This is a genomic window from Labrenzia sp. THAF191a, from assembly GCF_009363335.1.
GTDB lineage: Bacteria > Pseudomonadota > Alphaproteobacteria > Rhizobiales > Stappiaceae > Roseibium > Roseibium algicola.
Genome location: NZ_CP045333.1, coordinates 3,940,011 through 3,954,554 on the forward strand (window position 1 = coordinate 3,940,011; position 14,544 = coordinate 3,954,554).

The 14,544-nt window shown below is 58.6% G+C and carries 12 protein-coding genes; all 12 read right to left on the reverse strand.

Going from position 1 to position 14,544, the window contains the following annotated elements:
• Window positions 1-30: 30 nt before the first annotated feature.
• The 12 genes from FIV05_RS18155 to FIV05_RS18210 all read right to left on the reverse strand — a co-directional run bounded on the left by FIV05_RS18155 (window position 31) and on the right by FIV05_RS18210 (window position 14,349).
• Window positions 31-1,785 carry a caspase family protein gene (locus FIV05_RS18155; RefSeq protein ID WP_152510529.1) on the reverse strand — a complete coding sequence of 585 codons (1,755 nt, stop codon included), beginning with the start codon at window positions 1,783-1,785 and terminating at the stop codon, window positions 31-33.
• Window positions 1,786-1,945: 160 nt separating this feature from the next.
• Window positions 1,946-3,679, reverse strand: coding sequence for a caspase family protein (locus FIV05_RS18160; protein ID WP_152510530.1), 1,734 nt, complete (start codon window positions 3,677-3,679; stop codon window positions 1,946-1,948).
• A gap of 158 nt (window positions 3,680-3,837) precedes the next feature.
• Window positions 3,838-5,592 carry a caspase domain-containing protein gene (locus FIV05_RS18165; RefSeq protein ID WP_209009701.1) on the reverse strand — a complete coding sequence of 585 codons (1,755 nt, stop codon included), beginning with the start codon at window positions 5,590-5,592 and terminating at the stop codon, window positions 3,838-3,840.
• 107 nt (window positions 5,593-5,699) lie between these two features.
• Window positions 5,700-6,224: an Hpt domain-containing protein gene (locus tag FIV05_RS18170; protein WP_152510532.1), complete on the reverse strand. Its 525-nt coding sequence runs from the start codon at window positions 6,222-6,224 to the stop codon at window positions 5,700-5,702.
• 144 nt (window positions 6,225-6,368) lie between these two features.
• Window positions 6,369-7,178 (reverse strand): NAD kinase, encoded by an 810-nt coding sequence (locus FIV05_RS18175; protein ID WP_031269325.1) that lies wholly within the window; start codon window positions 7,176-7,178, stop codon window positions 6,369-6,371.
• A 166-nt stretch (window positions 7,179-7,344) separates the two neighbouring features.
• A complete protein-coding gene (locus FIV05_RS18180; protein WP_209009702.1) occupies window positions 7,345-8,109 on the reverse strand; it encodes a trypsin-like serine protease in 765 nt (254 codons plus the stop codon).
• Window positions 8,110-8,250: 141 nt separating this feature from the next.
• Window positions 8,251-9,747, reverse strand: coding sequence for a sulfatase-like hydrolase/transferase (locus tag FIV05_RS18185; RefSeq protein ID WP_152510534.1), 1,497 nt, complete (start codon window positions 9,745-9,747; stop codon window positions 8,251-8,253).
• Window positions 9,744-10,526 (reverse strand): phosphonoacetaldehyde hydrolase, encoded by a 783-nt coding sequence (phnX, locus tag FIV05_RS18190; protein WP_152510535.1) that lies wholly within the window; start codon window positions 10,524-10,526, stop codon window positions 9,744-9,746. Before phnX ends, FIV05_RS18185 begins: the two co-directional genes overlap by 4 nt.
• A 9-nt stretch (window positions 10,527-10,535) precedes the next feature.
• Window positions 10,536-11,663: a TIGR03364 family FAD-dependent oxidoreductase gene (locus FIV05_RS18195; protein WP_152510536.1), complete on the reverse strand. Its 1,128-nt coding sequence runs from the start codon at window positions 11,661-11,663 to the stop codon at window positions 10,536-10,538.
• Between the two features lie 191 nt (window positions 11,664-11,854).
• Entirely contained in the window at window positions 11,855-12,748 is an 894-nt protein-coding gene (locus tag FIV05_RS18200; RefSeq protein ID WP_152510537.1) for a LysR substrate-binding domain-containing protein, read from the reverse strand.
• Window positions 12,749-12,754: 6 nt separating this feature from the next.
• Window positions 12,755-14,167 (reverse strand): AtzE family amidohydrolase, encoded by a 1,413-nt coding sequence (locus FIV05_RS18205; protein ID WP_152510538.1) that lies wholly within the window; start codon window positions 14,165-14,167, stop codon window positions 12,755-12,757.
• Window positions 14,164-14,349: a DUF4089 domain-containing protein gene (locus tag FIV05_RS18210; RefSeq protein ID WP_200863770.1), complete on the reverse strand. Its 186-nt coding sequence runs from the start codon at window positions 14,347-14,349 to the stop codon at window positions 14,164-14,166. Before FIV05_RS18210 ends, FIV05_RS18205 begins: the two co-directional genes overlap by 4 nt.
• Window positions 14,350-14,544 lie beyond the last annotated feature (195 nt).

The following is a 14,544-nucleotide window of genomic DNA, read 5'->3' on the forward strand; positions in this document are numbered from 1 at the left end:
GCTGTCAGATTCCGTTTCAAAAGCTCGACCTTACCTCCAGAAACAAGTCGGCTGTGTGCCTGATTTGAGGTTGCGATTGCATGTCACTTGGCGACCGCAAGGGTGTGTAATGGTCGCAGTGATCTGCCGGTTGTTGAAATGAACCAGCCTTCTGGAAGATGCCGTCGGATTGGCGGGGCAAGCACCACTTGATTGTACTGTCTTAGTGGAGTTTGACTTCTCGTTCGATTTGGAGGGGGCTTCCTGCCGAACGGCGATGCACTTGCCGTTCTTCAATTCCTGATTTCGACCACATGTCAGCGGGCACACACGGCCTGTCGATTGTTTCAGGCGGTCTAGAATTGAAGGGTCCGGGTCGAGCGAGGCAAGATCGACACCTGCTTCGCGGCTGAAGATCCTCAAAGCTTGCCGGCTACGGTTGCCCCAATCACCATCAACACGACCAACCGAACACCCGAGACGGTTCAATTCGGTTTGCATTGCTGTGGCGAGTTCTTCAGGCGAGAGTGACCGGCTACTGGTTGAAGGTGTGACTGACGATGCGGGCGCGGTTGATACTGTTTCTTGCTGAGGCAGGGCAGAGACGGTTATCTCCTGCACAGGGGGCGTGCTGTTAGAGGCATCCGCAGCCTTGGCTGCCTGTGCCGCAGCGGCGGCAGTAGCTGCCGCTTCCGCCTGCTGTTGCAGTGACGATATATTCAGCCTTGCCAGCTTGGCGTAGATCCCGTCCGGATATTGCTCCAGATAGGTTTCATACATTTCCGGCCGGGTGGCGTTCTGAATTGATTGCCAGAAAGCGATTTCAGCGGAGGTGTCGGGCTTCGCGTTGCGGGCAGCTTCTGCCTCGCTGCGACTCTTGAGCTCATCGATCCGGATCTTGGCGATATCCGCGAACTGGCCCTCGGGATATCGGGTCAGGTAGGTTTCGAAGTAGGCAATAGATTCGCCGGATTTGATGGAATCCCAGTAGGCCAGTTCGATTTGCGGGTTGATCGCCGGCTTTTCCGGTTCGACGGGCTGCACCATCTCAAGCTGTTTGAGAATGACTTCGCCAGTCAGTGAAGAATTGTCCCAGGGAACCTGCTGGCCCTTGGTGGCTTCCAGAACGTCCCGGCGCACCATTACCAGGTCGCGGGTGATATCCTGACCGGGCGTGCCGAGATGCTTGATCAGGGCAGTTGTAAACGGGCTGTTCTCGCCATCGCCGTCAAGCGCGACATTGCCCGGCTGGGTGGCGAAGGACACCAGGGAGCCGACACCGGAGCCGATCTTTGCAAGGCCACGACCGACTGCGCTTGAGCGCGTCCCCATGGACCGGGCAAGGTTTTCCGTAAACGGGTTGTTCCGGCAAGCATCCAGAAAGACAAGGTTGACCTTCGTGCTCTGCTCCATGGCATTGAGTACGAGATTTGCGGGCAGGGCCTCGAAATCAAGGTCGAGATGGGTGCTGAGTTCGGCGTCGACCGGGACGAGATAATTCTCGCCGTTCACCTGGATGCCATGGCCAGCATAGAAGAACAGGGCAAGGTCTGCGTTATCGAGCTTCTTGATGAACTCGCGCACGGTCTGGCGCATGTCCCTCAAGCTCAGGTCGAGACCTGTGACAACATCGAATCCGAGGTCCGTCAGCTTGTCCGACATGCCCTTGGCATCATTGTAGGGGTTCTTCAGCTCCGCGACATTCGCGTAGCCGGAATTCCCTATTACGAGAGCTACTCTTCGTTCGGCATGTGCCGCGCTTGCGGCAAACACAAGAAGCAACAGGCATGCGATTATCTGCTTCACAGGCGGTTCTCCAAACCTACCAGCTCTCGGGAGCTGCCGTGCAAAACTATTCCGGTTACTCTGCTGTAGGGTACTCCGGCAGGCCGGGATCATAGTTCAGATCGCGGCTCGCCGGCACACTTCAACTTTGAACGTTCTTAAATCTGGTTTTACCGTGTGGCTAAATCCAGTTACAGCTCAATATCCAGCTGGCCTTTGAACCTTTGCAAGCGAGCTTCCTGCCGCACGGGTGTGTCAACGTCTGTCGTCCGACACCGGGCACTCTGCCGATGATCTTGTTGCCGTAAATAGTCGGGTTTTTCGGGCAACTGTCGGCGGTCTTGGACTTGGTGCTCGGCTTGGAACCGTTGCCGGAAGGTTCAGGCTTTCTGGTTGCGACACAGCGGCCGTTCTTCAGTTCCTGGTTCCGTCCACAGGTGAGCGGGCAAACGCGTCCGGTTGATTTCTTGAGCTGATCCAAAATGTCGGGGCTTGGGTTGAGTGAGGCAAGGTCGATGCCCGCTTCGCGTCCATAGGTCCTCAGTGCCCGACGGCTCTTGTTGCCCCAATCGCCATCAACCCTGCCAACCGAACAGCCGACGCGGTTGAGTTCAGTCTGCAGAGCCGTAGCCAGTTCTTCAGCGGAGAGCGTTGTGACTGGCGAAGGAATGACGCCTGCCGGTGTTTCGTCAGGTGTCAGCGCGGCAACGGTGATTTCCTCGTCGCGTTTGGTAGCGGTTCTTTCAGGCACCGGGTTGGGCGCGGCCGCTGAGGCCTGGGCCTTGCGGCGGACTTCTGCTTCGGCCTGGCGTTTGATCGATTCGATCTTCAACCGCGCAAGGTCGGCGTAGATCCCTTTTGGATACCGGGTAATGTAACTTTCGAACATCTCCGGCCGGGTCGAATTCTGGATTGTTTGCCAGTAGGTGATCTCAGCCGTTGCATCCGGCTTGTTCTGCCGGGCCTTGTCACGTTCGGCCTTTGCCCTGATTTCGTCGATACGGATCCGGGCGATGTCGGCAAACTGGCCTTCCGGGTAGCGAGACAGATAGGTCTCGAAGTAAGCGGTATTCTGCCCGGACTTGATCGAATCCCAGTAGGCCAGCTCGATCTGCGGGTTGATCGCTGGCTTTTCCGGTTCAATGGGCTCCACCATCTCAAGCTGTTTGAGGATCACTTCGCCAGTGAGCGAGGAATTGTCCCAGGGAACCTGCTGTCCCTTGGTGGCCTCCAGAACGTCCCTGCGAACCATGACGAGATCCCGGGTGATATCCTGTCCGGGCGTGCCGAGATGTTTTAGAAGGGCAGTCGTGAAGGGACTGTTCTTGCCGTCGCCATCAAGCGCGACGTTGCCAGGCTGGGTGGCAAACGAAATTAGAGAGCCAACCCCGGAGCCGATCTTGGCAAGGCCCCGGCCAACAGAACCGGAACGGGTGCCCATGGACCGGGCAAGGTTTTCAGCCAGCGGATTGTTCCGGCAAGCATCCAGAAACACCAGATTGACCTTGGTGGAATGCTCCATGGCATTGAGAACAAGGTTCGCCGGCATCGCCTCGAATTCAAGATCGACGTAGGAATTCAGCTCGGCGTCAATCGGCACCAGATAGTTCTCGCCACTTACCTGCAGGCCATGCCCTGCGTAGAAGAACAGGGCTATATCGGCACCTTCGAGCTTGGCGATGAATTCCCGCACTGTCTTTCGCATATCCCGAAGCGACAGGTTGGTACCGGTCACGACCTCGAAATCCAGACTGGTCAGTTTTTCGGCCATGCCTTTGGCGTCGTTGTCCGGATTGGTGAGCTGTGTGACATGTTCATAACCGGAATTACCGATCACGAGCGCGACACGGCGTTCGGCATGTGCCGCGCTTGCGGCAAACGCAAGAAGCAAAAGGGATACGAGGATCTGCTTCACAATCGATTCTCCAGAGCTACCTGATCTCGGGAGCAATCGGGCGAAAAACGGCTGCTCCCCCGAAGGGTAATCCGGCGATTCGGGATCGGAAATCTGATCGCGGGCTCACCAGAAAAATTCAACTTCAAACGTTCATAAATCAGACTTCAGCCGAACGGCTAAAGCCAGGTGCAGGTCTTTACCCAGCTGGCCCTAGAACCTCTGCATGCAAGCTTCCTGCCGCAGGGGTGTGTAAGGGTCTGGCGGCCGAGGCCATGAGATTTTCCAATTACCTTGTTTCCATAGGCAGACGGGTTTTTCGGGCAGCTGTCAGTTGTCTTCGTCTGCGTGCTTGGCTTGGGGCTGTTGCCGGAAGGTTCAGGCTTTCTGGTCGCGACACAGCGACCGTTCTTCAGTTCCTGGTTCCGTCCACAGGTCAGCGGGCAGACGCGTCCGGTCGATTTCTTGAGCTGTTCCAGGACCGAGGGATCCGGGTCTAGTGATGCCAAATCGATACCGGCTTCGCGGCCATAGGTTCTCAGTGCCTGACGGCTTCTGTTGCCCCAGTCGCCGTCAACACGGCCAACCGAACAGCCAACCCGGTTGAGTTCTGTCTGGAGAGCCGTTGCAAGCTCTTCAGGCGATAACAACGATACCGGGGATGTCGAGGTCGTTGACGGCGCCTGATCAGGCGTCAGGGCGGCAACGGTGATTTTGTCTGCAGGCTTGGACGTCGTTCTTTCAGGCGATGCATTCGCTGCTGCCGCAGCGATGGCTTGGGCTTCTGCCTCTGCCTGAGCCTTGCGGCGCGCATCCGCTTCCGCCTGGCTCTTGATAGACTGGATTTTCAGCTGGGCAAGGTCGACATAGATCCCGTTCGGGTATCTGCCGAGATAACTCTCGAACATCTCCGGGCGGTTCGAATTCTGGATTGTCTGCCAATAAGTGATTTCAGCCGTGGCATCCGGTTTCGCTTGCTCGGCCTTGTCGCTTTCTGCCTTTGCCTTGATCTCGTCCAGACGGATCCGGGCGATGTCGGCGAACTGGCCTTCCGGGTAGCGAGACAGATAGGTTTCGAAGTAGGCCGCATTCTGTCCCGACTTGATCGAGTCCCAATAGGTGAGTTCGATCTGCGGGTTGATCGCCGGCTTTTCCGGTTCGACGGGCTGCACCATCTCAAGCTGTTTGAGAATGACTTCGCCAGTCAGCGAAGAATTGTCCCAGGGAACCTGCTGGCCCTTGGTGGCTTCCAGAACGTCCCGGCGCACCATTACCAGGTCGCGGGTGATATCCTGACCGGGCGTGCCGAGATGCTTGATCAGGGCAGTTGTAAACGGGCTGTTCTCGCCGTCGCCGTCAAGCGCGACATTGCCCGGCTGGGTGGCGAAGGACACCAGGGAGCCGACACCGGAGCCGATCTTTGCAAGGCCACGACCGACTGCGCTTGAGCGCGTCCCCATGGACCGGGCAAGGTTTTCCGTAAACGGGTTGTTCCGGCAAGCATCCAGAAAGACAAGGTTGACCTTCGTGCTCTGCTCCATGGCATTGAGCACGAGATTGGCGGGCAGGGCCTCGAAATCAAGGTCGAGATGGGTGCTGAGTTCGGCGTCGACCGGGACGAGATAATTCTCGCCGTTCACCTGGATGCCATGGCCGGCATAGAAGAACAGGGCAAGGTCTGCGTTATCGAGCTTCTTGATGAACTCGCGCACGGTCTGGCGCATGTCCCTCAAGCTCAGGTCGAGACCAGTCACGACATCGAATCCGAGGTCCGTCAGCTTGTCCGACATGCCCTTGGCATCATTGTAGGGGTTCTTCAGCTCCGCGACATTCGCGTAGCCGGAATTCCCTATTACGAGAGCTACTCTTCGTTCGGCATGTGCGGAAGTCAAAGACAGCAATAAAAGAAAAAAGAAACAAAAAAAATGTTTCACGGCCATTCTCCATGAATAGCCCGAATGCTATGCGCGCTTGAAACCTGAGTCAACCAACTCTTTGACGTTGCGGCATAAACCTTGTTGGCAATTGGTCTACTGGTCCGTCAGACGTCATCAGGTTTCGGCGGAAATTGCGCCAGATATTCTTCCGTCACGCCTTGCAGGGTTTTCAGAAGTTCGACGCCGGTCTTGTTCGCTTCGTCCTTTGCACCTTCGGCGACCATTGCGCGAATGGCTTCGACGTAGCGTTCGACGAGGGACAGGGGCAACTTGTCGGGAGACGGCACGGTTTCGATCAGGTGACAGAAGCTGGCGGCGACTTCGCCAACCAATGGAAAGCCAAGTGTCAGGGCCTGTCCCTTGATGTTGTGTGCAGCCTGAAACAGGGCGGCGAGGGTGTCGTCGTTCAATCCCTCTGCGCGAACAGCTTCCCAGGCGTGAAGCAGGGTCGCGCTCTCGTTGTTCATCCAGGTTCCGAAATGGGAGGACAAGCGTTCGAGTGCTGCTTCAGCCGCCTTGACCGGATCGAATTTCTTGGCCTCGCGGGGCGTCAGTTCCCGCACCTTGCTGCGCAGGTCCGATGGCGGGGACAAGATTTCATATTCCTGGTCCTTGGCAGTGTCGGCCATGACGGCAAATGTCCTCGTTATCCTCGCTCGGTCCGGACTACAGAACACCTCGGTGGCAAAGCCTTCGGGCATTCGGCCGGAGCCTGTGGCTGGCAGTATCGGCAATCATACTTAACAGGGTGTTTCCGCCAGGATGTTTCGAAACTAATAGCGGAACATTTCAGTGAGGATGCGTTCGTCCCAACCGTGATCGGAATCAAACATGATCACGCCTTCCGCTTCGGCCGCCTCCCGGACTGCAACATGGGTGACGTGACGGATTTCAGTGTGGTCGGCTGACGCGCTGACAGGGCGTTTGCCGGGATCCAGTATCTCGATATCTACCTTTGCGCCGTTCGGCAGGATCGCGCCGCGCCAGCGCCGTGGCCGGAAGGCGCTGATGGGGGTCAGCGCGAGCAGCTGTGCGGTGATTGGCAGGATCGGGCCATGCGCAGATAGATTGTAGGCAGTGCTCCCCGCCGGTGTCGCGACAATGATGCCGTCGCACACAAGTTCTTCCAGCCGGACGCGTCCATCGACGGAGATGCGCAAACGGGCGGCCTGCGATGTCTGGCGCAGGAGTGACACCTCGTTGATGGCAAGGGCGTGATGGATGCCTTCGGAGGTCGTGGCCGTCATTTCCAAAGGCCGGATCGTCGTGATGTCGGCCAGCGCTAGCCGGTCCTTCAGGTCGTTTTCCCGGTATTCGTTCATCAGGAAGCCGACCGAACCACGGTTCATGCCGTAAATCGGTTTGTTGCTGCCCATGTGCTTGTGAAGGGTCTGCAGCATCAGGCCATCGCCGCCGAGAGCCACAATGACATCGGCTTCTGCCACCGGAACATTGCCGTAGCGGGCAGACAGGTCTTCCTGAGCCTTGAGTGCTTCCTCCGTGTCGCTGGCGACAAAGGCGAGCTTGTCGGTGGAAACCGGCCGGAAGTGTTCGGCACTGGAAGGAGGCGCAGATTGGTACATGAGCCAAGGGGTCTTTGCGTCTGGCAGTCTGCCGGCCAAAAAGCTGCACGCGTTGCGAAGCAGCTCCCGGCCGAATTCAGGGAATAGCACCATAACCGGGCAACCGACGTTGGTGCAGAGAAAATTTGTCTTTCGGTTCAGATTATGCTTGTCGGCTGAATTGTCGTCAGTTGTCCGTATCAAGCGATGACCGGAGAGGTGGGGCTGCCGGAGCACTGTCATCGCTGCAGGTCGGGTTGGCCATAAGGTCCTGCCATTCCAGGAAAGGCACGATGGCTGAGCGGACGGCGTCAATCTTGGCAGACATGATGCCGGCAACACGGAGCCCGTTCGGCGTTTCCACCAGGAGCGGGCCGCCCGATGCGCCGGCTTCCGAGGCGCAATCCGTGACCCAGCTGTCCCCGGCTGTTCCCATGACCCTGCACGCGGGCACGACGGTTGGCAGAAACCGGCGGCTGCGGCGGTAACCTGCGGATTGAAACCGTGTGTCCTTGGTCAGAACTGTTGCCTCATCCAGCGAAAGCACCGGAACGGGCGGTAATGTGCTGGGTTCCTTCAGCAAAATGATGCCGACATCCTTGTGTACGTCCCGTAACCTCGGTTTCTGCTGTGGCTCGTATCCTGCAGCGGTGATGGTGCAGGCAGCTTCCAGGCGGGCGGAGTATTCGTCCCGCCGAACACCGGCCATGAACAGAAGGTCTCCGATCGGAAAGGGCCTGCGGGTCGTCTTGTTGTAGAGGCAATGGGCGGCTGTGAGCACGATATCGGGTGCGATCAAGGTGCCGGTACACATGGTGGTCGACCTGAAGCCGGCAACGTTTACCCGTCCAATGGACGGCCAGGGGGGATCGATCGAGTCGATGACCTTGAGCTCGATTGGGGCCGCGGACACCTGCTGGTGCGAAAGCAGGGCGACGAGAGCAAGGCCCATGGTCCGGAGAACACTCCGTCCAGTCCCGGTGAAAAGCCGATGTTCCCGCAAAGTCTGACGCATTCTTCAGAGCCCCAATGGAGGGTTCATTCTGTCGTTCGACGCTTAACGTGACGCTAAGTGGACCTGCGAAAGTCCGGGCTATTCCTGATAGTAGTCCCAGACCAGGGTGCGGGCCAGGGTCTCGTCGTTGTGGCGCATCCGGGTTGCCACAAGGGCATCAAGGTTGGCGATCACCAGGTCCGGGTGACTGGCCGCCTCGTTGACCGGCGCGGTGGACGTGCAGGCGGCCTTCATCAGAATGTTCGGCATTCCGGAGAAATGCACGAACTGCCATTCCGGCCCGAGGCGGCAAAGTGCTGCGGAGGATCCTTCATGGGCAGATGCCGGGAACTTCTCCGGCCATTTCTTCAGAAATTGCCGGTAATCGAACTCCCAGAGAGCAGCATCTCGCCAGGACAGAGGCGTTTGTCCGCTGAGGTACGGCAGCAGGCTGGCTCCGTCCGGGGCATGCTCGGGTTCGATATCCAGCAGATCCAGGAGTGTCGGGAAGATATCGGTCGAGGAGGTAAAGGCGGAAACCCGGTTCGCTGCGCTGCCACCCGGTGCCCGTATCATGAGGGGAATGTGGTAGCTCTCACGGTAGAACCCGCTTTTGCCGAGCATCCAGTGATCGCCCATCATCTCAGCATGATCGGACGTGAAAATAACCAACGTGTTTTCGAGTGGTTCCAGCGCTTCGAAGATCCGGCCGAGCTGTGCGTCAACTTCGGTAATCATGCCGTAATAAAGTGCTCGCAACCGCCTGAGATCGCGCTCTGTCAGATCACGCACGAAGTCAGTGGTCCCCGGTAGATGGGAGGCCAGCTGCTGATAATCCTGCAGGGCTTCCATGAAGGGGTGAAACCCAGCTTCCTCCGCCGCAGTTGGTGCCCCGGAGAAACCCGGCCCGTCATCGGGATGGTAGAGGGTGTTATAGGGCGCAGGAGCGGCAATCGGCGGATGCGGTCGCAGGAAGGAAACATGCGCCATCCATGGCCGGTCTTCATCCTGTTCTCCAAGCCAGGTGAGGAAGGCATCCGTCATGAAGGCTGTCTGGGTTTCGTCCTTTGAATACCTGGCCGCCTTGAGGCTGACTTTTTCACCTTCTTCTGGTTCCACGTGATGGATGGTAGGCAAACCTGCGGGATCGTGGCCGCGTGAGACCATCCAGGAAAGCCACTGCTTTTCGTCCTCGGCAAGCGGCTGGCGTACCCAGAAGCCGGGCAGAACACCTTCATAGGAAGTCAGGACGGGGTCGTTCGGGTGATGCAGGCGAGGATCGGGCGAGGTATCGGTGTAGCCGAACAACGTTGGCGTATAACCGGCCCGGCGGGCAGCACGGGCAATATTGTCGAACCGGTCATCGAGTGGCGCGCCGTTCCACACGACCCGGTGATTCATCTGGTAGAGCCCGGTATAGAGCGAGGCCCGTGCGGGAGAGCACGGAGCAGTTGCCGCAAAATGCTGTTCGAAAACCGTCGCCGTTTCGGCGAAGGCATCAAGGTTCGGCGTTCGGACAACAGGGTGTCCAACTGTGCCGAGACAATCGCCCCGCCACTGGTCAGCGGTGATCAGCAGGATATTGGGACGTGTCATTCCGCTTCCAGTTTCTCGATCAGGGCTGGCAGATCCGCGACCGTATCAATCACGTAGTCGGCACCGGCTTTTTTCAGCTCTACCGTTGCATGCTGGCGCAGGGCGTCAACCTGATCTTCCGAAAGTGCAGCGAGTTCCTCCGGTGTCTTGCCGGCATAGTTGCCCGACAGCGCAAGACCCACAGTCAGGCAGCCGGCTGCAACACCCTCGGCAATGCCGGGTTCGGTGTCGTCCACCTTGATGACCGCGCTCGGCGGATAGGCCACCAGATCGACGAAGCACTGATACATGCCGAGCGGTCCGGGACGGCCTTCCGGCAGGTCGTCGGCACAGATGAGATTGTCCGGCTCATAACCCTGTTCGGCGGCTTTCGGCAGCACGCGTTCCATGATCGAGCGGGTATAGCCGGTGGTTGAGCCGATTTTCATGCCCTTGGCGCGAAGCTGTCTGACAACCTCGGCAGCACCTGGAACGAGATCGGAGAAATCGGCGACGACTTCCTCGTTCATTGGAACGAAAATCTTGTAGACCTTGTCCACATCGGCATCAGTTGGTGCGTGGCCGTATTTGGCGATCCATTGGGCGCAGATGTCCGGGTCATCCATCATGGAGCGGATGTGGTCCCACTTCGGTTTGCCCATCGGGCCGCGTGCCTGGTCGATGGTTGCGGTAATGCCGAAGGTCTCGAAGGCCTTTACAAAGACACCCATCGGGGCAAAGGAACCGAAGTCGATCATGGTACCGGCCCAGTCGAAGACCACGGCTTTGAATTTGCTCATCTTGTTTCCTCACGCATAGAGATCGGCAATGGTTTCCTCGCCGATGGCGAAGGCGGTGGAGGCACCGCAGCCGGCGGTGACGACGACAATGCGGGTGCTATCGTCCGGCGCATCGGTGAAGCGCCAGCGGTCCGGGGCAGAGGCGTAGGTGCCGATCCAGGTTTCAGAGATGTCATAGGGGCCAAGATCGAGGATCGTCTCCATCTCGCCCAGGATCAGGTCGTTCACGGTCTTGTCGATGAACGGATCGGGTGTCGCGCTGTAATGATGGCTGTCGCCGACAACGAGACTGCCGTCTTCGGACTGGACAACGATCAGGTGAATGCCGTTTTCCCGGTGATCAGCCATCTCCCGATCCAGCCGGGCTTTCAAGGGCTCTGCTTCGGGGAGTTCGGCATAGCCAAGATATCGCGCCAGGCCGAGGTCAGACATGACTGCGGTGCCAAGGTCGATACGATTGCGAGGGGCGACGCGCAACATCTGCAGTTTGCAGCGCGTGACTTCGTAAGTGGCGATCCGGTCAGAAAAAAGTGTCGTGCCATCGTCGCCGGGGCAGATGATCACGGTCTCCGCGTGCACCATCCCGCGCGAGGTTTGAAGCTTCGGTGCCTCGACAGAATTGACGCTTGTCTGCCAGAGGAAGTCGACGGCAAGGGCTTCTTTCAGCCAATTGGCGATCCGGGGCAGGGCATCTTTCGATTCCACGCGCACTTCAAGCGGTGAATAGAGCGCGCAGGTGATTTTCTCCTGTCGCAAACAGGGAACCTTTTGGGCGGCCTCAGCGGGCGTCAGGCGCTGACACTCCGCACCCATTTCTGTCTGCAGAAACGCGTCGATAACAGCTTCGGACTCCGGGAGCCTTGCGGTCATGGTCAGACCTTCGTGCAGCAGCGGTATGCGGGCGGCTTCCGCAACTTCTGCCCACACCTGTCGGCTGCGCGACGCTTTTTGCCAGCAGTCGCCTGCCTGTTGGCCGGTGACGGTCACAAAGCCGAAGTTGCGAATCGATGCGCCATTTGCCTGGCTGTCGCGATCAATGACGACAACTTTCTTGCCGCGCCTGACTGCTGCTAGGGCGTGCGCAAGCCCAACGATCCCGGCACCGACGATCGCAAGGTCATAAGATCTCTGTTTCATTCTGGTGGTCTCTGGAATTGTGCTGGAGCCGTTCAAAGTCAGTATCACGCTTTTGTCGTGGGCGATGAAATCGACTCTGGTGCAGTGGTTTTGAAAACGTCAGGCGCCAGTAATCACGGAACTGTCTTTCGGTCTATCAAAGATCAGAATGTATAGGTTTTAATTATCAAATGACGGGTGACTTCTATTTGTCATGAAACGGGCAACCCGGCTCGAAATGCCTCTATGGCGGCCACTGTACCCATGTCTTTTTGCCAGACTGCAAAGTGGTTTGCGGTGAGGTTCGCGTCTTCGATCCTGACACCGACACAACCGTCGCGCTCGGTGATTTCCGCTTCCAGCGCGACACCGATACCCGAGCCGGATCTGACCAGCGTTGCGATTGACCCCCACGAGCCAAGAGCGAGTGCGGTCTTGGGTCTTGTCCCGGCAAGCGTGGCAGCGGCTTCGAACAGTCTGCGGGTGCCGGAACTTCCTTCGCGTTGGAGGAGGGGGAGCTCGGCGACGTCTTTCCAGGAGGCGCTCTCCTTTTTCGCCAGCGGGTGATCGGGAGGAGCCGCCAGGACAATGCGTGTCTTCAGGATCAATTCGCCTTCGAGGCCTGCCGGAATTTCGCGCCCGGTAATGAACCCGATATCGAGAGAGCCTGTTTCGATCAGGTTGATGATGTCCTGGCTTGCAAGGGCGCGGGCCTCGATGGAGATGGTTGGGTGTTTCGCCATGAAGGCCGAGATGATCGGGATGGCAAGCTGGTAGGTTGAATAGCCAATCCTGAGTTCACCAGCCGCCAGGGCGCGGTGGTGAGACAGTTCGGTTTCCAGATCACCTGCCAATGCCAGCAACGCCCTGATGCGGGGCAATAGAGCGACCAGAACCGGGGTCGCGGAAACGGAATATCCGGACTTTACCAGCAGTTTTGTCTTGAAGCGGCTTTCCAGACCTTGAATGTGATTGGAGATGGAGGGTTGGGAGACGCCGATTTCCTTCGCCGCATCTGTGAAGCTTCCGGTGCGCACCACAGCTTCCAACGCTCGCAGCTGCGCCAGACTGAGGTTTCCTGTGGTGCGGGCCTGTTCCCTTTTCACCGGGCTTCAGGCCGTCAAATTGGCGACGGGAGCGCGGCAGATACCTGTCTGTTCCAGGTGGTGAGCGACACGAAGCGCCAAATCCTCGCGCCAGGCAGGGGCGATCACCTGAACACCGATCGGCAATGTCGCCCCTTCCTGCCAGACCGGTACCGTTACCGCGGGAAGGCCGATGAAGGAGATTGGCTGGGTAAACAGGCCGATGTTGGGCCGGGCCGGCATGGTCTCGCCGCCGATCGTGAAAGTCTTGGTACCTGACGGCAGGGCCGGGAAGGGGGGCGCCGGGGCCAGAAGAACGTCGACGTTTTCGAAAATCTTGCGGAAGAGGTCGCGAAACCAGCTCCGGAAGCGCTGAGCCTGCTGGACCCAGATTGCGGGTACCATGGCTCCCGCCAGGAAGCGGTCACGCGTTTCCGGGTCAAAGTCCTGCGGCCGTTCCAGGATACGGCCGAGATGCAGGGTAGAGCCTTCGGCCGCCGTAATGACATAGGCCGCGGCGCGGGCCCGTGCGGCTTCCGGAATGTCAATCTCAAGGCTTGCCCCAAGCGCCTTGGCGACAAGGTCTACTGCATTCAGGGCATCCGGCAGGGCCTTGTCGCGGAAATAGCCACCTGCAACGGCAATGCGCAGCGGGCCGATATCTTCCTGCAGCCGGTTATGGGTCTCGATTTCCGGATGGTTTGCCTGGGCCGGGTCCGCGGGGTCGTGGCCCTGCAGGACGTCAAAGATCAGGGCAAGATCTTCTGCCGAACGTGTCAGCGGACCGAGGTGATCGAGACTGCCGACAAAGGGATAGGTGCCGGCGCGGCTGAGGCGGCCATAGGTCGGCTTCAAGCCGAACAGGCCGCAGAACGAGGCCGGCACGCGGATGGAGCCATTGGTATCGGAGCCCATTGCCAGCGGCACCATGCCGGCAGCCGTTGCCGCGGCAGATCCGGAGGAAGAGCCCCCGGTCATGTGACCCGTATCATGAGGATTGCGGCAGATGCCGTCGTGCGCGCTCTCGCCGGTAAAATCATAGGCGTATTCGCCCATGTGGGTCGCGCCGACCAGAACGGCGCCAGCGTCCTTCAGCTTGCGGACCAAAGTCGCATCGGCAGAGGCGGGCGGGTTTTCGCGATTGATCTTCGCGCCGGCGCGGGTTGTCAGGCCTTCGACATCATACAGGTTCTTGACCGCATATGGCACACCGGCGAGTGGCAGTGTTCGGCCCTCTGCAATCGCGTCATCGACAGCGCGCGCTTCAAGAAGTGCACGCTCGACCAGGACGTCGGTAAAGGCGTTGACCGTTGGATTGAGACGTTCAATGGCCTCGAGAGATGCGTAGGCAACTTCCAGAGCCTTGATGTCGCCGCTGTTGACGGCCGTGGCTGTCTGAGCCGCAGAGCGGGTGTTCAGTTTGCTGTTATCCTGGCTCATGGAACAAAGACCGGTGCGGCTTCGGCGTGGTCTTCCAGCGGGAAATCCAGGACGGCTTCGGCAGCTTTCTCGATCGCGGCGATATGCATTTCCACAACAGGGCGCCAGTCTTCTTCGATCGTCAGCCCCAACATCTTTTCCATGTGGGCCACATGCGCCTTGGGCTCAAACGTGTCCGCCATCCCGCTTTCCTTCATCCTGAATTTTCCCGGTGCATCATTCAAAGGCTATGGGGTTCTGTCCAGAGGAGAAATCTTCTTTTGGTTCCCGTCTTTCGCAAGTCTGGTTTCAAGCGCTTCATTGCCATTTCAGAACGTCTCCACAGGACAGTATTGTTGCGGCGCAGCATTTTTGTTGCATAAAAAATAGCCCTGCGC